Source organism: Novosphingobium sp. SG754, from assembly GCF_013149315.1.
GTDB classification, from domain to species: domain Bacteria; phylum Pseudomonadota; class Alphaproteobacteria; order Sphingomonadales; family Sphingomonadaceae; genus Novosphingobium; species Novosphingobium capsulatum.
Genome location: NZ_JABGCC010000001.1, coordinates 831,859 through 854,898 on the forward strand (window position 1 = coordinate 831,859; position 23,040 = coordinate 854,898).

Genomic DNA, 23,040 nt, shown 5'->3' on the forward strand with positions numbered 1-23,040 from the left:
GAGACGCTTCGGCAAGCGTTTCGAGCACACATGGCGGAAACGTGTCCGGCGGTTCAAAGTGAAGAGCCCGTGTCAGCGTAAAGTACAGCGCAAGCTACATGTCGTCGCCTGAAAAGAGCAATTTGAGCGTGTTTCCGGATGCCTGATGGACGAATTTGAGTTATGATGTTTCTGAAAGGATTTCCGATGGACAAAGCCATCGATCACCAGGAGCAAGAAGACGTCGCGGCGCACCGGGATCTGTCGGCTTGGCTTTGGAAGCCGTGGTTCGCAAAGCTCTGGTGGACAACGATTCCCGTCTGGTGGTTGGGCATGGCGGTCTCGACGCGCGTCGACACTTTAGAATCTTTCTATCGCGGATGGATCGCCGGGTACCTGAACGTCGTGTTTTTCCCGATGACCGCGCTCATGGTGCTTGGCGTCGGTTACGTTCGCGAGCGTCTCGATAGTTTCGTTGGACAAGGTGATGACGTGCCGCTGTCGGATGAAGAGGCGTCGGCTCTCGCCGCAAAGCTGCACAGGGACCAGCTCGAGCGGATGAGGGAGAGGGCGCGCGCGTATGCCAATCCGATGGATCCGCGCTCGGGGTCACTTTGGATCGGCAGCGCCATGAACCCGAACAATCCGGCATACATCGACCCCAATGGCAGGAAGCACCACTAGCGCTTTTTGAATCTGCTATCGCCGTCACCGAGACTGCCGGGGATATCGGTTGAGAAGCTGCCTTTCGACAGCACAGAATTCTGCTCCAGCGAAGTGAGCGGACCGGTGGCGTCGAAGGTGGCGCGCCCGTTGTCTGCGTCCTGCAGATAGCGATTGCGCATACCTTCTGACCCGAGGATGCGGTTGGAGAGCTCACGCGAGAATGCCGCCGCCGGATTGTTAGATCGAGCTGCTGCGCGCTCAGCGGCGGCAATGGACTCTCGCACATCATAGTTGACGATATCCATTGTCGATTGCGCGTTCTCGATTGTGCTCCCCATATCCTGGCTGTTGAAGCCGACGGTAGCTGACGCTTGCCCGGAGGCTGCACGACCTCTCTGTGGGGCTTGAGCACGAGAGATTTGTGGTTTTGCAGAGCCTGGAACACCTGCTCCCAGTTCGTTGTCGCCAGATCCTCCGGTCGACCGCCCGGCTTGCAGATTTACCGTCGTGCCCATCGTGACCTGATCCTGGGCAGACCGAGATAGCGTTCTTTGCCATCCGGTCTGCGCCATGATCGCCTGCACATCGCGCTGGAGAGTATCAGCGACCTGGGACTTCAAGCGCCAATCTCCTTTGCGATCCATTTCGAACCCGCCGCGCAGCCAGTTGGCGAGCATGGCCTGGCCTTGGGCGCCGCCGCCCATGAAATGCTCGATCGTGTCCGGGCCAGCCTGCTTGCCCGCTTCGAAGCGCGTGCTGGTGTCGCTGCGCGCCGACCGGCTAAAGTCTGTACCGCTGGAGACGAGCAGGTCATTATGCGCGAAGCTGAAACGGGCATGCCCGCCGTTGGCGATTGCACCGAGCTGGCTCTCGTTGATGAGGCCGGCCTTCCACATGGCACCGGCGGTCGCCGGGGTGAGGTTGAGGCTGAGATCGCCATTCTGATCCATAGCGATCTGGCGCCTCGAAAGCTTGATGCCATGCTCTGCAAGAAGCCCCTGCATGCGGGTAAGACGCTCCCGATCGACGATCGAGGTCAGCCGCTCATTACGCGCACGGTCGGCGACCCCGGCTGCGCCACCTTCCGCCATATCGACCTGGTTTCCGGCCGTGCGGCTGAGCGCCTGAATGAAGCTGTCGAGCCGTGCGGCCTCGCGGGTCGAGACGCCGGCCGCAGCCGCGCCCTCGGCGAAGCCAAAATTCTCGGACTGACGACGCTGCTCCCCGATGCGCGCCGCGCTGCGCGTACCGGCAGTGCCAACCTCACGCTGCGCGTCGAGTTTGCCGGAGCGCTCTGCGAAATCATAGCCGGCAGCCTCGCGGGTGCGGCCATAGATGCTCGTGCCTTCGCGACCGGCTTCGGCGGTCGCGCCATCTGCCGTCCCGAGCTGCGTGGCGGCGGTGTAGCGTTCGACGGCTGCCACCACCTGGGCTTCGTTCCTGCCGGTGGCTTGGGCAAGCTGGCTGACGGCTGTGCTGCGCGCCTCGCCCGATAGTGCGTTGATCAATCCCATCCGGCGCGATGTTTCGTCGACCGACAGGCCGAGCATCGAGGCGGCCTGGCGCTGGCCTTGATTGCTGCCGCTGCGCCAGCCTTGTTCGGTCGCGACGTTCGCCCGCTCGACCCCTGCGACATTGGCGTCGGCATAATCGCGCCGACCTTCCATCGCGCCAACCTGAACCTGCGCGGAGGTGAGGTCGTTGCGCAGCATTTGTTCCTGATCATAGGTATTGGCGATAAGCTTGGCGAAGGTCGGATCGGTCTGGGCTTCGCCGATCACACCCGACGCCTTGAGCTGAGCGTCCGCAGGGGAATATCCGGCGCGTTCGAAGTGGCGCGTCGCCCCCTGCAGCATCATGTCGTAGGCCCGGTTGTCGCCAAAGGCGCGCCACTGGACCAGGTTCTGGCTGAAGGCTGCAAACGCCTTCTCACCGGCTTCGCCTTGCCCGAAATAGCCCGTGCCGAGGCTCCGGAGAGCGTCCTTCTCGGCAAACTGGTGGATTGCCGTGGTCGCCGCATTAGCCTGGACCGCACGCGCGACGGCCGGATCGGCAAGGTCGCGGCCACCGAGCGCGGGGGCGAGGCTACCCAATTGGCGCGAGCCTTCGATGCCGCCGAGCGCGAAGGCGGTTCCGCCCGGCGTCCCTGGGCGCTCGCCAAGAATGTGACCGGCCTCGCCGTAGGTCCGATTGGCGTTGAACGTGGAGCGCTCCCCAAAGTCTCCGAAGCTCGAAGCCGCCGCGGCGCGGGCACGGGTGCCCGTTGCAGACGCCTGCGCCTCAAGCGCGGAGGCCCGCCCTTCGACGGTGCCCATCGGGGCGGCGGCCGCCGTTCCCTGGCTCGCAATCCCAAGCGATCCCGAGGTGAGGGACGTGAACACATTGCCGCTGAAGCGGAACACCGTGAAGACGAAGGCACCGGCAAGGCCTGCGGCCGCCGTGCGGAAGCTGCCGAAGATTGCCAGCGCCTTCATCGCGGCCGATGGGGCCAGTAGCCAGGCATTTGCCGCCAGCGCGTTCGAGCGGAGCTCGGCCAGCGTCGCGGTCGCGCGGCCAAGTGTCAGCTGATAGATGCCCGCATCGATCACGCCCCAGAGCGCCACGAAGACGAACATGCCGAGCGCGAAGCTCGCGACGCGCAGGTTGATCGGTGTCAGGATGAACAGCAGCGCGATAGGGATCATGAAGAGCATAATCCCGAACACCGTCGCGCGGATCGTCGGCATCCACTCGTTAGCCACCGACATGGTGGCAAGCCCGTTTGAGATTACCGCCCGGTTGGCCATCACTCGGGCGGCGCTGGCGGGGGAGTCCTCGAACAGCACATCGCCGACCGTGTTGCCGAGAAGAATGTGGGTCAGGAAGGCTTGGGCGCTCAGCGGCCGTCCGAGCATCATCTGGCCCATTTCGCCAAGCTGTTGCCGGCAGCGCTGCATCTGCTGGGCGTTGCCGGTGTCATAGCCCGTCCGTGCACAGATCTGGTTGGTGTACGCGTCGAAGAGCGCGGGGTCGGACAGGCGATCCGAGATATGCGTCCAGGCGTCGCTGCAACTCACCGTCGTGCCCCCCTTTTCGGCCTCGGTGTAGACCGTCGAGAAGGTGGCAGGGCCTGCCATCGCCGCGAACGAGGCGGGGAGGTCGGTCGAGGTCCGGAACAGCTGATCATCATCAACGCCATAGGCGGCCGACACGCGCGCGACAGGATAGCATTGGCGGACATAGTCCTTGATGGTCGCATCGAGGAAGACGTCCGTCATGGGACCGCGCGGGGACACGGCGTTGAGGAACAGGTCGAAGCTGTGGCCGCCGGCGCCGAACTCGATCTTGGCGTTCGGGTCGAGCGTGTTGTCGTCGATCGTCTCCACCATCGCGCGCTCGATCATGTTGGTAGCACCGGCAACAAGGACGAGCAGGTTGGGGACACCGCCCACCGGCTGATAGGCGTTGCGCACCCGGTCATACACATGGACCGTGCCGGTTGTGGCGATCAGTCCGACGAATAGCCCCACGCCGACCAGGATCTGGAACCCGAACGCGACGAGGCCCATGCCGGTCCCACGGACGCTGGCGATGATCGCTCCAAGACCGATCCCGACGGTCGCGACGATCATCACCAGGGTCTCGTAGCGCGGATCGCCGAAGATCATCGAGACGAGGCGGAAGGCGTCGACGGTCTCGGCAAAGCCGTCATAGGTGTGGAAGCTGGTCTCGACCGCCAGCGCGGGCGACGCGAGCATCAGGGCGGGAAGGGTGGCAAACAGCCTCAAGAGCCTGCGCATTGAGCTTTGATCCTACTGGTTGCGGGCAGCGGCACCGGCGGCGTCGCGTGCATCGCGATCGCGCTCGCGCAGGAGGCCGGCATAGCTGGTGGAGAGGTTCGCCTGGTTGAGGGCGGCCATGTAGCTCTGGCGCATCTGCGCGCGTTGGCGAAGCACTTCGTCCCTGAGATCGCGGAGCTGCTCGATCCCCTTGGAGAGGATCCGGGTCTGGCAAACATTCTTGTTGTTGCCGTCAGCGGAGCCAGCGACGGTCGCGCCGCGCTCGGCGTTGCTCACCGTGAAATCGATCGTCCGCGTGAGGTCGTTCAGCATCTGATAGGCGAGGGTGAGCGCGACCAGCTCGTCGGTATCGGCGATGACGGAATCGACGACGCCCTGGCGGACGCCCCATTCCAGCATGCGATAGACCGGGAGGGTGCGGACATTGGCGACGAACTGCTTTTCGTCGGCCGACAGTGCTGCCCGAGTCCGGATCTTGGTGCCAATCGACTGCATGCGCTCACGGGCGAGGACGAGGGCGCCGCGCCCCGATCCGTCCTGTCCGCAGTCCGCAGGCGTTGGTGGGAAATTGAGCGTCCGGCGCTGGACGCGGCCAGTCAGGAAATCCTGTGCGCTCTCGGTATCCTGCGCGGGACATTGCGGGATCGCCGTGAACAGAGGCACGCGGTCGCCATCGTCCCAGCGCATATAGACGTCGCCCACCCGGGCCCGCATGACGCTTGCCCAGTCGCCCGCCCCGACCCGGGAGGCGGCGTGCGACAGCAGCGAGCCGGTACGGAAGATCTCCGTCACTTCCGCCGGGCAGTTGGCAAGCGCGTCCTTCAGATCCTCGGTCGGATTGTTGTTATTCGCCTCGATCTTCTCGCGGCTCTGTTGATAACTCTTGGCGAAGCCCTGTTTGACTGAGCGGTAGCCGGTCATCTCCTCGATGATCCCCGACATATTGTCGTCGCCCTTGGCGATTTGGACCATGCGATTGGCGAGCCTGCAGTCGTTTACCTGGATCGAGTTCAGGAAATTGGTCGCGGCCTCCATCTTTGAGATGATGTTCCCCATCTTCTCGTCCAGCGTTTCAAGGAGATATTGAAACGCGACGGCAGGCGCGGCCTGCAGGATGCTCTCGAGCTTCTGGACCAGATAGTCGGGATCGAGAAAGCTCATTCCGCCGAGGAACATGTCGATGCCGCCGCAGCCGGCTCGCACCTTGGGCAGGCTCATAGACATGAGATAGTCGTTATGGACATCGACACGGCCCGACATGCCGCCCGCCGTCACATAGCCCCGCGTCTGGTCCTGGAAGCTGCCGGGCGAGGTATAGGTGACATTGTCGAACCAGCTTTCGGCCCAGCTTTGGGCATGAGCTGGCGCAGCAGAGAACAGCGAGGTGACAACGAGGGCGATCAGCGCACGAAGCGCTGCACGAGGCCTGACAGACATGGCGGACTCCGGACAATCTGAGGTGAGGGTGGAAGGGCTGAGGCCGCCATCGCTCAGCGCTTTCCGGTTCGGGTCGCCGGCAGCCCCACGATGCCGGTGAACTTTGACATGGCCCGGACGCCGACGGCGGGTCTCACGCCTGTCAGCATCTTCGCGGCCAGATAGAGGTTGCGCGCGAGATTGGGCGCATGATCGGTCCCGATCGCCACCGGTATGACGCGGCTATCGTCCGAGACAGGCCGCACCCATGCAACGGGATGCCCGACCCACGGAAGACCGAGGCGCCCAGACCGGATCATGGCTTCCTGTGCGCTGATCGTGCGAACCTGCCAGCCGTAGCGCGCGCCCAGCGCCGTCAGCTTGGTCCAGAGATCGCCACAAGGCAGGCAGCCCGGCGTTGTGGTCATCTCGATGACGAACGCTGCGCCCTGGCCTCTCAATGTCGCTGTAAAGTCATCCGGAAATTCGCGGGTCAGGGGAACCCGCGAAAGCCAGGCCTGCATCGTCTTTGCGTCGCCGACGGGATGGATCGCCGCCCGCATCGCGTCCTCTCGGCTGACGGTCTGCGCTGATGCGGAGCCCATGCCGATCACGAGGCCTGGGATGCCAAGGAGAATGAGGGCGCGCATCACGGTTTGCCTCCCATCGAGGCGTCGACCAGGTCGCCGCCGAGGGCGCGGGGGTCGATCGCGGACACCGGGCCATTGCCAAGCGCATCGAAGAAGCCGGCATCTTCGCCCGGTCCGGTCATGAACTGCTCGGGCCGGATATCGCCTCGGAGCAGGCGCACCGCCTGATAGGCCGTTTGCGCGAGATTGGGGTAAGCTTCGACGCCCGAGGCAATGATCATCCGCTGCTGGCTGCCGCGCCGGATGAGCATCGTCGTGGGCGTGATCTCCACTCCAAAGCGCGCGCTGAGGTCTGGTCGTTTGTCGAGGTCGAGCAGCGTGACCTGCCAGCCCATCTCTTCCTGGAAGCGCTGGATGATCGGCCACTGGACCCGGCAATAGCCACAGGACGAACGCGAGAACATGACGAGCGCAAATTCGTTCGCCTGCGCGCGGAGATAGGACCGGCGGATCGCATCCTTCTCCGCCGACATCTCGGATCGGGCATCGCCGACCATCGGGTTGGCGGATTTCGAGTTGAGCTCGGGATGCTGCAGCATCGCGATCTGCGTCACGCCGGCGAACGCACGTGCCTTTCGCCGCGCGAAGTCCTGGAGCCGCCAAAAATCGGCAACCGCATCGACCGTCAGTACGGTCGCCGCATAGTCGCGCTGCGCCTCGATTAGCTTGCGGATTTTCGGCGGTGTCCAGGTCGCCAACTCGGCCATCGGCGGGATGACAGGCTTTGCCAGTTCGTCCGGCTCGGCTTTCTCATCGGCTTTTGGCTTGGGTGCCTCGTACCACCAATAGCCCTGGCGCTGCCCTTGGCTCTGGTTGCCCGTCTGAGCACTGAGCGGGGCGGAGGCCACGACGATGCACGTCGCTGTCGCGACTATCAGCCGCCGCGCGCTCACAGGATGCGCTCCATGCGCACGAGGCTCGCGATCGGCAGCAGCCCGAAATAGCGGCTGTCGAACCCGCGTGGGTGGGTCGAGCCGACATAGGCCATGCCGGCGGGAATGATTCCGCTCCATTTCATATGGATGAGCTTCAGCCCATTGTGGGCTTGAGGCAGGCTCACGCCGAGCAGCCGCCCGTTGCAGTAATAATGACCGTCCCAGCTGTTCGCGGTGAGCGGCGAGGGGGTCTCGAACATGGTCAGTCGGTCACCCGGCAGGCACAGCGCATGCTTGGTGACGGAGACGGGCGTTGGCCCGGCGATCGGGTGATGCAACGTGAACATCACATAGTCGCCGCGGGCAATCGGTCCCGGGCTCTTGCGCACGGCAAAGGCCTCGATCGACGGCGACATGACCAGGGTCACCTGCGGCATCGCCAGCGCCGCGAGGAGTGCCAGTGGCAGCACCACCAGCATGGCACGCCAGAGCCGCTCGGGCCGCGCGGGCTGATCCAGCCCGGGCGCGCCCAGCGCCATCGCAGCGTTGCGCGGCAGACGGCGCAGGCGCGGCCAGAGATTGGCGATCCACCTAGCGAGCAACCAGAAGAGCCTGAGCATGGCTGACCTCCTCTTTCCCGCCGAGGCGGGCATATTCTTCGAGCATTCCGGAAAGAGCGCTGTCGCCGAAGACGACATGGGCGGCGCGCGGGCTGTCGTCGTCGCGCTCGCAATAGGCCTGAGTGGGGTCGCCCGGGATCATGGCGAGCGCGGGAACCTGGACGATACCGTGCTGGCGGAAGACGATCGGATCAACGATCAGTTGGACATCGCGCATCACGCAACTGGGACCCTCACAGCCCGGGTCGAGCCGAAGGATCTGTGCGGTCAGCTTTGCCATCGGCCCCATCCTCTTGAGGCCGCCCGGCACGCCTCGAAACGCCATCACCCCGTGCACGCGCTCGAGTTGTGCCGCATAGCTGCGCAGCGTCGGGATCGGCATGGATGAAGATACGAACAGCACCGGCAGCCAGCCCTTTGCGGTGATGGCCGGCGCGACCTTGGCAAGCCCCTGCTCTTCGGCGGGTTCAAGCCCGAGAGCCTGGCGAAGCGCCTTGGCCTGTCGCTCCCGCTCGGCGGCAAGGCTGGCTTCGCCCTTCGCCTGAGCGGCGCGGGCTCGCGCTTCCATCTCCGGCATGGGCGCACGACCCCGCAGCGCTTCAAAGGCGCGGCGCCGATCGGCTGGGTTGTCGGTGCGCGGCAGCCGCGGATCGGGCACGCGCCCAGCGGCGTCCTTACCGCTCTGTATCGCGCGCCCGAGCCGGTCCATGACCGACTGGCCTTGATCGGCGGTGGATTGCCTGGCGTTGCCTGAGCGCGCATCACGCGTGGTATCCTGCGCGAGCGCGGCGGTTGCCGCACCCACAGCCATGAAGAGCGCGGCGTTACGGATTGACGGCTTTGAGATACGCATTGACGCGTTCCCCCATGTCTATCTGGATGTCGGATTGCGCGCGGGCCTCGATGTCGGCGTAATATTCCGAGAGATCGATCTTGCTGAAGTCGAGCGCCTGGAACTCGTCCGGCGTGAACCCCCGGCACATCGGATGTTTCGCGGTGCCCCAGAGATTACCGTTGAAGGCCTTGAGCTGAGGGCGACCCTGCTCCTGGATGATCCGACCCAGCTTGGTGTTGAAGCAACAATGGCCGCGAGCCTTTTGCAGGCAGACGCCGAGGAAGCTCGAGGTGCAGTAGCTGCCTATCTCATGGCACATGCCCGAGGAGCGGAGCATGGCGGTTTCCATGTCCTGTTGGTCGCAACCAGCAAACAGGAACTCCATCATGAAATTGATGGCGAGGCTTACTGCGATCGAGGTCGGATCGAGCCCCACGATCAGCGCATGGGCGCCGGCACTCGCCGCCTGGCTTGCTGTCGCGCCGGCCTTGAAGGCGACGTAGGCCGCCTTCATGCCCGTGAACACGCCCTTGGCGACCGCGATCTTGGTGCCGATCGAGCCGATCGACGAGCCCATGCCGTCTTTGACGATCTTCCCCTTGTCCTTGCAGCAATTGGAGAAGGTTGTCGAAAGACCAGGTGGCCGGCAGCGCACGCCACGCCCTGAGAAGATCTCGATCTGCCCGAGGCAGTTGCCGTCCGCGTCGATGCCGCCGTTGGGCTCGGTGCCCGGATCATCCATCGGCGGCTCTTCGACGATGGGGTTGGTCGCAAGGTCGGCGCACTGATTGGGCGAGCAGGCGGGTGGGCCGCCGGTACTCTTGACCACGCAGGCATATTGCGGGCCCGCCGGGCAGCTATATTGCCCGACAGCATCCGCCACGCAGTCCACCTGCTGGATCGGGCAGAGCCAGGCACCGCTGGTCGTGGCGAGGCAGCTTGCCTGCTCGCCTTCATCGGCTGCATCGCCATTATTGTTGAGATCGGCTGCGCAGATCTGCTGCGCGCTTGCCGCGCCTGGGCAAGCGAGGGCCAGGCCCATGCCGAGGACGATGCCGAGCGCCGCGCCCCGCAGATCGCTGCGCCGCCGGCGGGTGGAGGTCGAGCCGATCATTGCACGTTCCCCGTGCAGACCATGTCCGCGCCGGCGAGCCGGACCGTCTGCATCATCACGACAGCTTCGGGAAAATCATCGAGGCAGCCGCAGGCGGACACCACTTCCTCGCCTGGGCCAGCCGGGCACTGATTGTCGGCGGTGCAGGCGTGGAAGAAGGTGTCGTAGCCGGTGGGCACGTTCTGCTTGGCGCCTACGACGCCATCGGGTGCGGCGTCGCTATTCGCCTTGGGCGCCCGCGTCTTGCACACGGGCTCGCATGCCGGCACCGAGCCGCGATCGGGCAGGCTGAAGGGACCCGTGCTGCTGGCAAAGCTCCCGTCGCTCTGCCGCGACCGGTCGGCCAACATCGTCTCCGTCGAATGGTCGATGATGTAAGTGCCGCGGCTCGTGTCGGGCTTGGGGACGTCATCGACCGAGCAACGATAGGTGCGATCCTTCAGGAAGAAATCGCGGGTGAGATCGGTGGGACAGGCGGGACCGCCGAGGATCCGCGTCTGCGGCAAGGGCTTCAGACCAGTCGCAACGCCGTTGATCCAGGTCTGCACCCCATCGACCAGCTCGGTGTCGAGCTTGCATTGCGGGTCCGACGCGGTCGAACCGCATCCGTCGACCAGCTGCTCCAGCGCCTTGCAGCTGTTGTCGACATCGACATGGACCTGCGCAAAGCCCTCACCGCCCGTGGCGACAGCGACCCGCAACCAGACCTCGTGATCGCCGGCCGTGAGCCAGGGCTTTAGATCGAGATTGGGATAGGCATAGAAGGTCTTCTTGAGCTCGCATTTAGACGGCGGCAGACCCGTCGACGTCCAGGACGACGGGCCTGATCCGACCAGCTGCCCATCGATGCGGACCTGTCCCCAGTCATCGGCGAAGAATTCGGTGAGGCGAGCGTCGACGATTCGATCGGGATCGGTAACGTGCAACGTCATCCGGAAATCGATGAGCGTGCAACTCCCGCCGGCCAGACTGTTGTCCGCGGGCGAGCCCATCAGAAAATCGAACGACGATCCGTTCTGGCCAGATCCGCTCTGAATTGTCGAATAGCCGCCCGAGGTCCGGCTGATGATGTCTTCGGCGGCAGGCTTGAGCACCGTCACCCGCCGCTCGATCGTGCAATGCCGATATTGCAGCGACGTCCCTGTCCCAATCGAAGATCCCTTCAGCGCCTGGAACACGGCGCTGCCGGTCGAGGCGGCGTAGGCGTCGGAAGCGATGGTCGCGGGATTTGATCGATAGGCGGTTTGGGGAAGACTGGGATTGGACGAGCAGGCGGTCGATTGCGCGCCGACGTAGCGGATGGCCGGACCATCGATCACCGCCTCCGCCACGCCGTAACGCGGATCGGCGGTCGTCAGCGCGCCGATCATGCCGCCGCCCAGATCGCGCAGTACCGAGGGCATATTGCCCCAGGCGAGATTGGCGCCGCAGCTGTTGTTGATGCAGTAGCAGCCGGCGAGCTTGGGCATGTCCACCGCGGTCAGCTTCAGGGCCTTCGCGGCATCGACCTCCCAGCGGTAGAAGCTGCAGCCATTCCAGCTACCGGGCTGGCAGGACACCACACCATTGGCGCAGATCCCCGATACCGGAACCGGCAGCTTGGACGTGCTGTCGACGGTCCCATCGAGATCGGTGTCGCGGGCGATCGTGACCGTGCCGAGATCGCCGGTGCCGGACGGTTGGACCAGCACCTCGAGCATCGTCGCCGTCTTCTGGCACGCGATATTGGGCGCAAAGGTCCGGCTGTTGTCGACGGTGGAGATCGACTGGCCGGCAAGGCCTGGCGTCACATAATTCTTCTGAAGCGCATCGCTGTCGCTGGTCTTGGCGCGAGATGCGTCTGCCGCAGCCCGCGCACGCTCCTCCATCGTCTGAGCCGAGGCCGACGATGCGAAAGGAAAGGCCAGCGCGACCGCGACGATGGAACAGGCGGAGAGGATAGACCTGTCCCGTCGAGGGGGCATTGCGACCGCGCTGGCCGGGGGTGGAGCGACGCTGCCATGGGGGCTTGGCAACGCCGCTCCGGTCCCGCGCAGCAGCCCTCGACCGTAGGGGCCTTGGCGGACAGACCTCCGGATGGATGAGCTGTCGTGCGCGGGAACAGGGGGAAGGGACCGGCTCATGGCACCGGTATCCCGGCGCAGCAGATCACCTTCTCGAAGAGCATGAACTGGGCATTGTCCTTGCCCGGCGCATGTTTGGCCGAAGACCAGAGTGAACCTGGCCTGCCGATATTGACGCACTTGCCGCCCTTCACGGGCTCCATGATCTGGAGTTTGTAGCGCGACTTGGTCCACACCGGCTGCGGCACGAACGAACATCCGTCGGCCGAGGTGATCGTCAGCGCGCCCAGCCGGCCCATCATGAAGACCCCGCGCGCGGCAAGTCCCGCCCAGGCCTCGACGCTGTCGTCGAAATGGATGTCGCCAGCGATCGGATAGGTCGCGCCCCAGCTCCCCATGCACCAGAAGAGCGGGTCGATGACCTTGCCGGCCGCCGCGGCCGCGCTGTCACCCATGCAGGCAAGACCAGCGGCAGGATTGCCGAACAAGATGCCTTCGGGCTGGATGATCGCGCCCAACGTGCCCGACTGCCAGGTCGGCAGCACCTCGGTCATCATGGCGACATCGAAGCCGTCATTTTCGAGGCATGGCAGGTCGGTGAACATGTCGAGCATCGCCCAGACCGGCGAGATGTAATAGTGCATCTGCGCGAACATCTTGCGCGTGTTGGTGCCGTCCGCGATTGAGGACTGGCTGCCTTGCAGCTTGCCGCCGGTCGGCATGAGATCGGCGCCGAGCGCCATCATGCAGCCAGGCTCGGTCACGACATCGACCATCCCGTTGGGCGACCAGTAGGAGACCTTGACCCCGAACCAGAACTGGACGCCCTTGCGGCAGGCACAGAGCGGCTTGGACGCGGATTGCGCGTCGAGCGCCTTGTCGAATTTGTCGAAGCTCCCCACCCGAATGCCGCCGATCGTGATCGGGAAGATGCAGGTCCAGCGCACCTTGGTGATGGGGTTGAAGACGGTGCCTGCCTCGCACTTGGAGGCGTGTGCCTGGCTCGGCCAAGCAAGCGTCATCACGAGACCGATCAGCAGTCCGACGACGAAGACGGGGAGGCGACCGATCATCGGGTGGCCCCTTTCGCTGCGGTCGTGATCGCCCGGCTCTTCGGCCCATATTCGGTCAGCACGAGCCGCGTGCCCGACTGCTCGACGATGACCGGTGCCACCGTCAGCCCGAGCCGCTGCTTCACCCGCTCCTCGAGGATGAAGATCGGCCGCCCGGTCTTTTCGGACAGGTCGATCGCATCGCCATTCTGACTGCCCAGCGCCGAGAGCAGGATGAAATCGCTGGCCCGAGCGTTGTGCAGTGCCCAGCCGAGGTCGCGGGGATGCACGACCACGAGGCGCTGCGGCAGCTTCACATAGGTCAGCGGGTTGAAGGTGAAGCCCTTGGGATAGAGCGTCTTGCCGTCCGGCAGCGTGATATCGAAATCGAGCGTGTAAAAGGGCACGACGCTGCGAACGCGGTCGGCGCTGGCGACCCCAAGCGGCGCGGCCTTGAGCGCGGTCCATTTCTCGCGCGGGCCAAACGCCTTGCTCATGTCGCTCGGCAGCGCCGAGACCTTGGCTTCGATCTCCGCCAGCGCGTCCGGCTCTGCGATCGGCCAGGTCCGGCCGATCGTGCTGCGAGAGGCGATCGAGCCGGTGGGAGCGGCGAGCGCCATCGTGCCGGCAGCTGCCAAGGCACTGCCAGTGGCCAGAATGGCGAGGATCTCGACGATGGGGCCGCGGCGAATTCCGCCGACAAGACTATCGCCCATGACGCGGCCTCCAATGCGCTTCAGGCGGCTCGGGAATGCCGATCAGGGCGGCGAGGAAGGCCGCGGCAGCCAGGGGCGTGAGGATCCAGATCAGCAGGCCATTCTCGGAGCTAAGCGAGGGCGACATCAGCAGGAGCCCGCTCTGGACGAGCAGCAGCAGGAAGCCGCTCACCGTGAGCCGGATCGCTGAGGCCGACGGGGTCGACGAGGTGAGTCCGTTCATCGCCGCCTCCACCGCCGCAAGCGGCTCATCAGCTTCGCGGTGCCGGCCGAAAGGCTGAGCAGCAGCAGACCGGTCGCAAGGCAGGAGCCGGCGACCAGCAGAGAGGCGCGCAGCACCATCATCGTCGGCTGCTTGAGCAGGAGCCCCGCCACGAGCACCAGCATGCCCATCATCACGGTCTCGATCATCACCAGCCGGAAGCGCCACTGGAAGGATTCCGCCTCGAAGCGCTCGGCGAGCCGTTGCTCTACGATCACCTCGATGGCTTCGTTGTCGGACCAGTTGAGCGGCAACTGATCGGGGTGCGGGGTGAAGCGCGCCATGGCGATCACGCTCCCACCAGGCCGGGCGCAGCCGGTGCGCCCAAGATCTCGGACGGGTCGACGCCAGCGAGCCGGCAGATCGCTTCGAGCGGCGAGAGACCCTGGCGCATGAGCGCTTCGAAGGCCGCCACCTCATCGGGTGCCGAGGTGTTGATCCAGTAGGAAAAGGGATCGACGACCAGCCGGGCAATACCGAGGCCCAGCGGCGAGTCGATGAAGACCTCACTATAGTTGGGCTTGGAATTGCGGACCGACTTCAACAGATCGAGAACGAAGCCCGAATAATCGAGGATCTTGTTGTCGACGGCGCGGTCGTAGGTCGAGCCCTGCAGCAGGAAGCGGGTCGCGGCATTTTCGAGGATGACCTGGCCTGTGCCGCCGAACAGCGTGAGGTCGTTCATCGACTGCAGCACGATGCCGAACGAGCCGCGATATTTGCGGGCGCGCCGGTAGCCCTGGCCGAAGGCCTCGGCGAGACGCGAGAGGTCCTGTCCGTCGGTCCTCGTCATGAACTGCGCGGCTTCGTCGCAGAGCACGAAGCGGGGTTTGTCGCGCGCCGAGAGATAAAGTTCCTGGGTGACCGCGTTCACCACCACCATGACGATGACGTTGAACAGGTCGGGCATTGCCTTCAGGCGCTCGAGCTCGAGCACGACGAACTCGTCGTGGCGGATGTCGAGCGTCGAGGGGCCGTTGAAGTAATGGCCGTAGGCGCCTCCCGACCCGAAGTCCCGCAGGTTGAAGGCGAGCTCGCGCGAGACGGGTACGAGATGGTCCACGCTGTCGAGCGCGGTTTCCACCTGCGAGGGATAGGTGCCGAGCCATTCGCGCACGGCATCGATGCCATGGTCGGCGCGGCCGGTGTCGATCGTCCACTGGACCGCGGACTTCAGCAGATTCCATTCCGAGGTGGTGACGCCCTTGCGGGTGGACGCATTCGCCATCTCGGCGACGATCGCCACCGCCATGGTGATCGCCGACTGCTTGTCGTCGCCATCGAGCGCGAGGCCCATGTCGAACGGATTGAGGACGAGATGCTCTTCGCCGATGTCGATATAGCGCCCCGAGCAGAGCGTGCAGAGCTTCCTGTAGCTGCCGCCGATATCGATGATGCGGATCAGCGAGCCTTGAGCGTAATATTGCTGGCAGAGGTTATTGAGCAGGAAGCTCTTGCCAGCACCACTCTCGGCCGAGACGATGAAATTGTAATTGTTGATGCGGGGATCGAACACGTCGAGCGTAACGAGCTGCCCTTTACGTCCAGTATAGAGAAGGGCCGGGCGTCCGCCGCCGCGAAAGTCGGTCTGGATCGGCGCCATCAGCACCGCCGCTTTCACCGGCATGCGGAAGTCGCGCTCGAGCAGGCGCAGCGTCGTGCGATCGGGATAGAGCCCGAAGGGCAGGCTCATCACCAAGAGCGTCGGATTGAGATAGCTCTCCTCCTGCATCGAGAAGGGCAGGGGCTCGCCCTCCCATAGCCGCTTGGCGCGTGCGGCCAAGTCGCGGACATGCGCACGATCGCGTCCGAACACCCAGATCGTCGGGATGACACGAACGAACTTGCTGTTGCCCGCTTCGTCGAGGATCCAGCCGATCTCTTCGATCTGTTTGCCGACCTCGACCGCGAAACTGCCCGCGGCTTTTTGCGCCGACAGGATCTGCGCGCGCTTGTGGATCTCGAACTGCGAATGATCGAACAGGATGTTGAGCGTGTAGAGAAACGGCCCGCCGATCTGGTCGCTGTCCTCGGACGCGCCGCGCATCCCGCCCATGAAGCGATTGGCCCGCTCGGCCGTGATCCGTCGCGCCGGCGCCTTGGGCGTCAGGCAGCGCGCAACCTGGTTGCCGAGAAACACCTCCGCGCCCTCGAACACGAGATCAGGCCCCGCATCGATGATCTGCTTGGCGATCGGTGGCGCGCCGATGGTGGTGCCGTCGGCAAACACGCCGGGCGCCGGGTTTGCCACGCCGTTGAAGATGCGGCGATAGAAGGCGACCATCTCTTCGGGCGGTAGGCGGCGGATGCCGAGCTTCGACAATTGCTCCTCGACCTGCCGGCGCAGATCGTCACCCAGCGGACGTCGCGTCTTGATCGAAAGTAGTGTCCGGAAGTTGCGGACCGGAATGCCGTGCAGAGCCTTCAGCCCATGACGGCCTTCGCTCAGATAAGCGTGGGTATGGCGCGCCGAAGCCTGAATCAGCGGATCGTCGCGGGTCTTGAGATCGAGGAAAGCGTCGAGCGCGTCATCGATCAGCGGGTCGGCAAAGGTGTGAAGCTGCAGGACCGTCCCATCAGGGAAATGGACGTTGAGCAGGCCCTGCAGCGCGCCCTGAACATGCGCGAACATATAGGCGGACGGCACCAACTCCCAGGCGTGACCCCAGGTGTCGTCGATGCACAGGAACGCTTCCGTCTCCCCGTCCCAGGCGACGAGCGGCAAGTGATCCGAGAAGCTGTCTCGCCGGACCGCGCTGCGCAGCCGCGCGTAGCTGAGCCCGCTCATGGCTTCGGCTCCGAAGCGGGCGGAACGATGGCTTGGGGAGCGGGCGCCGGCAGAGCGGGAATCGTCGCGCTTTCCGGCGCGGAGGCGGGCTCACCGTCAGGCGCAGTTCTTTCGCGGACCTGGCCGAGTATCGGGGCCTGCGAAGCGCGATCGGGCGCACCGACGAACGCACCGCCAACCACCCAAACGGGCTTGTCGATCACCGAATAGACATAGCGCGGCATGTAGAGGCGGTCGGGCCGCTGACGATCGGCATAGGGCAGGATGAGCGTGCGCACCGTGCGTGCCGGCTTCAGCATCGGCGTCACCGGTGCCTCGATCAGGCCCTTGAGCTCCTGGTAGACACTGTCGCGGTAGCTGCCATACACGTTGCTCGCGGCATTGCCGCCAGCTCTGCCTTTGGCCCTGATCCTGTCCCGGTTCTGGTCACGAAGCATAGCGCGATCGTTGGTGACCTTGGGGTCCGACTTCGACGCAACACCCTCGACCGCATCCTCATAGGCCCGGTCCGGATGGATGCACTGGCCGTGATCGCTGTTCTTGCAGTCGAACTTCTCGGAATAGGGCGACATCATCGACCCGACCGTGGCGCAGCCGCTCAGTGTGGCGAGCAGGCCCAGCGAAAGGAGCGAGCGATGGAGAGACGGGCGGGGTGCCAAGTGCATGGCGGAACCTCCTTTGGGGCGGGGCGCGGGAAGCATCAGAATTTGCTCCCGACCGACGGCTTGATCTCGAGGGCGAGGCCCTCCTGGATGACGACCACGACATCCTTGGCGGCGCCGACTTCGACGACCGGTCCGGCCTGGCGGGCGAGATCGAGGTAGAAATCGGTGAGCTTGTCCGACGATTTGGAGAGGCCGCCGGCAATGCCGGTCTTGACCGCGTCGCCGGCATCGAGGCTGCGCACGCTGCCGAGCGCCGAGGTTGAAAGGCTCCCGAACGATCCTTCCACGCTCTGCGAGATGCCGGCGATCGTGCCCGCGATGAACGAGCGGGCAAGCGTCGCCCCGGCCCGGGTCACGACCTTGCCGGAAAGCCCCTTCTTGCCGTCAGCATCGACGAAGAAGCCCTTGATCGCCTGGTCGACCACGGCATGGCTCTCGAAATCCACGCAGGAAATCGACACCAGCTGGATCTCGACCCGCTCCTTGGCGAGGCTTCCGGTCGCATTGCCGATGACGAAGCAGCCGGCGAGATTGGCCTTGACCTCATTGGGGAGCACGGCGGGCGCCTGGACCCTGGCGATGATCGGTTCGGGATTACTGGTCGCGTCCCGGCTCGCCAGCGCGTCGATGCCGGTCAGCAGCCGCGCCTTCATGAAACCAGGTGGCAAATAGATCGTCCGCTTCCCTTTTTTTGACGCAGCCCCGCTGCTCGCGCCTCCCTCCGCAATCTGGGCTGCGGTCGCTGCGCCGATGGCGCCGATCTGGCGCTCGGTAGGTGGCGCAGGCGGTGCCGGGGGCGCGGCAGGCGGGCTCGGCGGCGCTGGAATTTCGTCTGCGGCGGCTTTCGCATCCCGTGGAGCGGGCGGGTAGGCGGGCGCCTCCCCAGGGATCGCAGGCGGGAGATCACCGCCGTCGCCCGCGGCGGGCGCGTGGGAGCCAGCGCCGCCGCCGGGAACGACCTTGCCTTCCTCGATCGCGGTGACCCGGTCACCGAGCAGGGCCTGCCCGTCGAGGATCTTCTGGAGATCCCCGCGGAGCTTGACCTCGAGGCTGTCGCCGCGAAGCCCCGCGCCCATGTCGAGATTGCTGGCCTGGGGCGCCTTGGGCGCTTCCTTCTTTCCGCTCGAGCTGGCGGTGTAGAGGCCAAGGCCCAGCAGCGCGATCGTCGAGACCACGCCCAGCTGCTTGGCCCGCAGCCGCTGGTCCGAGGTGAGTTTCGTCCACTGCGCGCGCAGATCGAGCAAAGCGGGCCGGGCCGTTATGTCGATCGTGGCATCGTCCGCGTCGACACCGGGCGGCGCGGTCGGAGAGACCTGCGGGCTGTCTTCTGGTGTCGTCATGACTGCACGCTCCGGCGGACGACGATCAGGCGCGCGGTCTCGTCCGGACCCAGTGTGAGGCGATCGATAGTGACGGCAAAGATGTCGGCGCCGAGCGCGGTATCGAGGAAATCGCGCTCATCGAGCGTGATGGCCGCGCTGGCCCGGACGAGATATTCGCTGACCGAGAGGCCAGCCCCCTCGACTTCGAGGTGCCGCCGTTCGGTCAGCGATGCGGTTGGGAGATCGGCAAGGACAACCCGCTCGCGCGAGGGCGCCACTTCGGAGAAGGACGCGGGCACCCGATCCTGTAGGATAGCGAGCGCGATCCCAACGGCCCGCTCTTCCTCGACCAGCGGTCCCAACAACGCATCATTGGCTCGGGCGCGTTGCGCGCCGCCGGGAACCAGCGTCACGGTCTGCGCCGGGATGTCGGCCGGCTCGGCATAGAGCGGGTAGATCGCGCCGTTACAGGAGACGAAGAATTCCGACGGCGTCGTCACATAGGTGCGCGTCTTGGCTGCCCCTCCGGCGGCCCCGGGGTCTTCGGTTTCGAGCACAAGGAACTTGATCCAGGCATCCGAGCCACCGCGTTCGACGGCGAGCCCCTTCTCGGCCGAGAATTTGACGTCCTCGATGTCGCCGCCCATGCAGACGACATGATTGACGTCGCGGTTCGAGAGCCGGATGCGGCTCGTCTGGTCGGGCAACGCCGTGATGGCCTGAGCCAGGGCGGGCGGGGCGGCGGGAACGGACGCGATGAGCGCCCCGGCGAGGCAGGCAAGCCTCGCCCGATTATCGGATATCGGCACTGAAATTCTCCTCCTGGAGGGCGGTCAGCCAGAAGCGGCCGTTTTCGAGCGCGTAGCGAATGCGCAGATTGCCCCGGAATTTGCGGATCACGCCGCCGATCACGCGGACCTTCTCGACGGGAACGAGGATCTCGCTCCCCGTCCAGGTGACGGGCTGATCGCCGCGGATGTAAGTCGCGATCGAGAGCGTCGGATTGTTGCCGAGCTCATCGAGCAGGCGGTTCAGGCTGTCGCGCAGCCCGTTATAGGCGCTGGGATGCGCGATGCGCAGCAGCTCCTGGAACTGCCGGTCGGCCGAATAGGCGGAATAGGTGCCGGCAAGCCCAACGATGTTGAAGGTGATCGCGCGCAGGTAGGTCTCGGACGGCTTGTTGCCCGTCACATAGAGGTCGCCGTCCGCGCCGAACGGCACGACCACGGTGCGCGTGTTCTGGTGTGAAGTGTAGATGACCGTCCCGAGCACGGCCGTGATGCCGAAGAGACCGGCAATCGCCACCTTGAGCAGCCGGTTCTCCTCGAAGAGATTGGCTGATCCCTGCAGATAGCGATGCAGGTGCCAGCTCGGCCGCGTATCGCCGATCATGTCGGCCTGGGGCTTACGCCAGAAGGGGTTTGCCATCGCGCCTACTCGAAGAAGCGGGTCTGGGTGGGACCCGGATAATGGCGGAAGCGGGCAAGGCCCCAGCGCCAGGCCAGATGCGGGATGAACCCGCGCGGCTTGGTCCGCTTCCAGGGAATGAAAAGAAGAAGGGCGCCGATGAGTAGCCAGCCGATGATCCCGCCGACGATAACCGCGACGAAGATCGTGGACATCACGACGATAAACTCCTGGCTGTCGAACCAGAGGATCTGGGTCGGCTTATGCAGGAACTGCGGCAGACGTTCGTCCACGCCCTTCTCCCTTGCTTCACCACGTTGTTGAACGTGGGGTCCGGAAGGCGACCATCGCCTCCCGTCTCGTGAGGGCGGCCGACACGGCCGGCGCGCCCGGTCCTGGTCTCAGATCACCATGCCGAAGGTCTGGAGGATCGAATCCGCCTTGATGAGGCAAACCGCCGCCACGATCGTCGGGATGCCGATCATGATGTTCGAGAAGAGCCGCGAGACGCCGAACAGGAAGGCGGCAACGCCGCCCACGAAGCCGAGCGGTCCCTTGACGCCCTGGTTCACGACGATGTCGTAGATGTCGTAACCAAGGTCGCCGGCGGCCGGCGCCTGGAAGGCGTAGGCGACGCTCGTGCCGGCGATCGCGGCCAGGAGGAAAAGGACCGCCGCGTCGATCGTGCGGAACGTCCTTCCCCGAAGCGAGGTCAACATAGTCAGTCTCCTTTTTGACCGAAGAGGTCGTCGTCGGAGCCGTCCGGATCATGCTTGCCGGTACCGATCGGTGGTCGAGTCCGGCCGACGGCTGCGCTGGACGGCCCCTGGAGGCGCGCTCCCGCCGGCATTCCGGTCCCCGGAAGCGCGGAGCGCGCACACGAGGTCCGCCAAAATCGTCTCGGCTCGCCGTCAGGGGCTGGACGGCGGCTTGCGGCTCTGCGTGTCGAGGAAGGCCTCGAGTTCCGCCTGCTGGAAGCCGGACACGAGCTTGCCGTCGACGAAGAGGGTCGGCGTGCCCGACACTCCCATCTTGCGAACCGTCTCCGCATCGCGCGCCACCTTCTCGGCGCCAGCCCGACACTTGAGCAGCGCTGCAGGCTGCGAGCCGGCATAGACCGCCTTGAACGTCGCCTGAGGGTCAGGAGAGCAGAGAATATGCTCGGCCTTGGCCGCTGCCTGCGGGTGAATGCCGCTGACGAAATAGACGAGGCGCTGGACCGGCTTGCCCTCGGCCTCTTTTGCCAGCCAGAACCGTTCGAGCGCCTGGCAATAGGGGCAGTCAGGATCGGTGAACTCTATGACCTTTGGCGCACCGGCCGGCCCGATCACCAGTGCATTGGCGGGATCGATCGCGCCTAGGCGCTTCCTTGCGCTGGCGTCCTGCGCCAGTGCCGTCTGATTGACGCCGTTCTTGTCGTAGATCGCCGCGAAGAGGAGATGTTGGCTTTCGGGGGCGTAATAGATGACTCGTCCGCCCGCGATTGCCTGATATATTGGTCCTTTGACAGGCGCCGGACCGAAGTCCTCGAACGTCAGGTTCGCGAAGGTCTGGTGCAACTGGCGCTGAGCCTCCTCCGCCGCGGCCGTGAGCGGCTCGGTGCTGCTGTCCTGCGCGTAGGCCGGCGCTGTCGCGCAGAGCAGCGCCGCCGCGATCAGCTTAGCGCTGCGTGACATGGGTGGACTCCGGACGAACGAGGGAGGTGCGCGCGAAAAGACGGCTGTCGAGAGTGAGCGAATTGCCGACCTTGATTGCAGTGAACGGGACAGGCGCCACGGGGAGGGCAGGCTTCTCGCGGATCGAATAGCCGAGACCGTCCTGGACGATGGCGAACTCGCCGTGGTGAGCGCAGGGGTAACCTTCGGCGTCGGGACGATAGGTCTGAGCGCTGGCCGGCACGGTGCCCAAGCAGAGCAGAAACGCTCCGGCAAGCGTCGGCAACGAGCATGGAAAGTCCATGGCACACGTCTCCTTGTGGCGCCGTATGGCGCTCGGGTTTGGGGTTCGGATGGGCCGGACAGAGAGCCTGGACTTTGGTCCGTGGTGGCCGCCGATCCGGTACGCCCCAAGGCATGACGATCAGGGATGCCCGCCGCAAGAGGGAGGGCACTGAAGTGCCGAAGCGGTGAAACAAAGCATCTACAGGAAGAAAGTGACCAAATGATCCCACCAAGCGTTGAAAAGAACAGCTTTGAGCAAAAGCGGCAATATAATGCCGCTATTGCCATCGTCGGTCGTGGAAAAGCACCCGCTCGGTTACTCCGGCGGGGCAAAAGCCAGTAGTTCAGGCAGGAGAAGGAGCGATGGCCCGAGCGCGACGCAGCTTCAAGCTACGGCTTTCGCCGGCAGGCCTCGACGTTCTCATCGACTCACATTGTCATTTGATTCGCGTCACGCGTTCGCTGATCGCCTGGGGCACGACCCTCCATGTAGCGGTCGAGCACCTCAGCACATTATCGACTGGGGAAATCATCGAGCAGATGAAATTACACCAGCTCGACTCACTGGGCGGCGCCGAGGAGCATCATGTCGGGGCGTCCAACCGGCTCTGGGATATTGCCACCAGCATCACCGAACGAGTCCAGGAGACGTCGCCTGACGGGCGGCAGCCCAATCTCGGGACCATTTATCTGCTGGCGCTGATCCGGGTGCCGAAAGCAGACAAATCAGACCTGATGAGCGCCTTTGTCCGCGCATTGCAATCAGGGGCACGATCACCGGCTTCCACCGAGGTCAATGATCTCGCTGGGTAAATTACGACAACTTGGCCGAGGTTGTGTCTTGACGATGGTGGTAAGTACACCTTAGCTCTCGACTTACGGAATTGCCTT

At 64.8% G+C, this 23,040-nt stretch carries 23 protein-coding genes; 2 read left to right on the forward strand and 21 right to left on the reverse strand.

The window, feature by feature from the left end:
• Positions 1–186 precede the first annotated feature (186 nt).
• The gene (locus FHW97_RS03945; RefSeq protein ID WP_171798053.1) at positions 187–663 is read left to right on the forward strand and encodes a hypothetical protein; all 477 of its coding nucleotides are present in this window, start codon (positions 187–189) and stop codon (positions 661–663) included.
• Here FHW97_RS03945 and FHW97_RS03950 read toward each other — a convergent pair.
• The 21 genes from FHW97_RS03950 to FHW97_RS04050 all read right to left on the reverse strand — a co-directional run bounded on the left by FHW97_RS03950 (position 660) and on the right by FHW97_RS04050 (position 22,168).
• Positions 660–4,424: a conjugal transfer protein TraG N-terminal domain-containing protein gene (locus FHW97_RS03950; protein WP_171798054.1), complete on the reverse strand. Its 3,765-nt coding sequence runs from the start codon at positions 4,422–4,424 to the stop codon at positions 660–662. The genes FHW97_RS03945 and FHW97_RS03950 overlap by 4 nt on opposite strands.
• A gap of 12 nt (positions 4,425–4,436) precedes the next feature.
• Entirely contained in the window at positions 4,437–5,861 is a 1,425-nt protein-coding gene (locus tag FHW97_RS03955) for a conjugal transfer protein TraH (RefSeq protein ID WP_171798055.1), read from the reverse strand.
• A gap of 53 nt (positions 5,862–5,914) precedes the next feature.
• A complete protein-coding gene (locus tag FHW97_RS03960; RefSeq protein ID WP_171798218.1) occupies positions 5,915–6,490 on the reverse strand; it encodes a hypothetical protein in 576 nt (191 codons plus the stop codon).
• Entirely contained in the window at positions 6,490–7,383 is an 894-nt protein-coding gene (locus FHW97_RS03965) for a conjugal transfer protein TraF (RefSeq protein WP_171798056.1), read from the reverse strand. Before FHW97_RS03965 ends, FHW97_RS03960 begins: the two co-directional genes overlap by 1 nt.
• A complete protein-coding gene (locus tag FHW97_RS03970; RefSeq protein WP_171798057.1) occupies positions 7,380–7,985 on the reverse strand; it encodes a S26 family signal peptidase in 606 nt (201 codons plus the stop codon). Before FHW97_RS03970 ends, FHW97_RS03965 begins: the two co-directional genes overlap by 4 nt.
• Positions 7,957–8,838, reverse strand: a complete 882-nt coding sequence (locus FHW97_RS03975; RefSeq protein ID WP_171798058.1) for a type-F conjugative transfer system pilin assembly protein TrbC — start codon at positions 8,836–8,838, stop codon at positions 7,957–7,959. Before FHW97_RS03975 ends, FHW97_RS03970 begins: the two co-directional genes overlap by 29 nt.
• On the reverse strand, positions 8,810–9,934 hold the full coding sequence (gene traN, locus FHW97_RS03980; protein WP_171798059.1) for a conjugal transfer protein TraN: 1,125 nt from the start codon (positions 9,932–9,934) through the stop codon (positions 8,810–8,812). The genes FHW97_RS03975 and traN overlap by 29 nt, the downstream gene beginning before the upstream one ends.
• Positions 9,931–11,802, reverse strand: coding sequence for a hypothetical protein (locus FHW97_RS03985; protein ID WP_171798060.1), 1,872 nt, complete (start codon positions 11,800–11,802; stop codon positions 9,931–9,933). Before FHW97_RS03985 ends, traN begins: the two co-directional genes overlap by 4 nt.
• A 251-nt stretch (positions 11,803–12,053) precedes the next feature.
• On the reverse strand, positions 12,054–13,070 hold the full coding sequence (locus FHW97_RS03990; RefSeq protein ID WP_171798061.1) for a TraU family protein: 1,017 nt from the start codon (positions 13,068–13,070) through the stop codon (positions 12,054–12,056).
• The gene (locus tag FHW97_RS03995) at positions 13,067–13,765 is read right to left on the reverse strand and encodes a conjugal transfer protein TraW (RefSeq protein WP_171798062.1); all 699 of its coding nucleotides are present in this window, start codon (positions 13,763–13,765) and stop codon (positions 13,067–13,069) included. Before FHW97_RS03995 ends, FHW97_RS03990 begins: the two co-directional genes overlap by 4 nt.
• Complete coding sequence (locus FHW97_RS04000; protein ID WP_171798063.1) at positions 13,755–13,988, reverse strand: hypothetical protein; 234 nt, start codon at positions 13,986–13,988, stop codon at positions 13,755–13,757. Before FHW97_RS04000 ends, FHW97_RS03995 begins: the two co-directional genes overlap by 11 nt.
• Positions 13,985–14,311 (reverse strand): hypothetical protein, encoded by a 327-nt coding sequence (locus FHW97_RS04005; RefSeq protein ID WP_171798064.1) that lies wholly within the window; start codon positions 14,309–14,311, stop codon positions 13,985–13,987. Before FHW97_RS04005 ends, FHW97_RS04000 begins: the two co-directional genes overlap by 4 nt.
• A 5-nt stretch (positions 14,312–14,316) precedes the next feature.
• Positions 14,317–16,815 (reverse strand): TraC family protein, encoded by a 2,499-nt coding sequence (locus tag FHW97_RS04010; protein ID WP_171798065.1) that lies wholly within the window; start codon positions 16,813–16,815, stop codon positions 14,317–14,319.
• Entirely contained in the window at positions 16,812–17,480 is a 669-nt protein-coding gene (locus FHW97_RS04015) for a TraV family lipoprotein (RefSeq protein WP_171798066.1), read from the reverse strand. Before FHW97_RS04015 ends, FHW97_RS04010 begins: the two co-directional genes overlap by 4 nt.
• A 35-nt stretch (positions 17,481–17,515) precedes the next feature.
• Positions 17,516–18,820, reverse strand: a complete 1,305-nt coding sequence (locus FHW97_RS04020) for a TraB/VirB10 family protein (protein ID WP_171798067.1) — start codon at positions 18,818–18,820, stop codon at positions 17,516–17,518.
• Positions 18,817–19,611, reverse strand: coding sequence for a type-F conjugative transfer system secretin TraK (locus tag FHW97_RS04025; RefSeq protein WP_370525272.1), 795 nt, complete (start codon positions 19,609–19,611; stop codon positions 18,817–18,819). Before FHW97_RS04025 ends, FHW97_RS04020 begins: the two co-directional genes overlap by 4 nt.
• Positions 19,595–20,194 (reverse strand): TraE/TraK family type IV conjugative transfer system protein, encoded by a 600-nt coding sequence (locus tag FHW97_RS04030; RefSeq protein WP_216647622.1) that lies wholly within the window; start codon positions 20,192–20,194, stop codon positions 19,595–19,597. The genes FHW97_RS04025 and FHW97_RS04030 overlap by 17 nt, the downstream gene beginning before the upstream one ends.
• Before the next feature lie 41 nt (positions 20,195–20,235).
• Entirely contained in the window at positions 20,236–20,502 is a 267-nt protein-coding gene (locus tag FHW97_RS04035; RefSeq protein WP_017500137.1) for a type IV conjugative transfer system protein TraL, read from the reverse strand.
• A 108-nt stretch (positions 20,503–20,610) separates the two neighbouring features.
• A complete protein-coding gene (locus FHW97_RS04040) occupies positions 20,611–20,928 on the reverse strand; it encodes a hypothetical protein (RefSeq protein WP_171798069.1) in 318 nt (105 codons plus the stop codon).
• A 192-nt stretch (positions 20,929–21,120) separates the two neighbouring features.
• Positions 21,121–21,885 carry a DsbC family protein gene (locus FHW97_RS04045; protein ID WP_171798070.1) on the reverse strand — a complete coding sequence of 255 codons (765 nt, stop codon included), beginning with the start codon at positions 21,883–21,885 and terminating at the stop codon, positions 21,121–21,123.
• The gene (locus tag FHW97_RS04050; RefSeq protein ID WP_171798071.1) at positions 21,869–22,168 is read right to left on the reverse strand and encodes a hypothetical protein; all 300 of its coding nucleotides are present in this window, start codon (positions 22,166–22,168) and stop codon (positions 21,869–21,871) included. The genes FHW97_RS04045 and FHW97_RS04050 overlap by 17 nt, the downstream gene beginning before the upstream one ends.
• Before the next feature lie 344 nt (positions 22,169–22,512).
• Here FHW97_RS04050 and FHW97_RS04055 point away from each other — a divergent pair, with 344 nt between their 5' ends.
• Complete coding sequence (locus tag FHW97_RS04055) at positions 22,513–22,962, forward strand: hypothetical protein (RefSeq protein ID WP_171798072.1); 450 nt, start codon at positions 22,513–22,515, stop codon at positions 22,960–22,962.
• Positions 22,963–23,040: the final 78 nt, after the last annotated feature.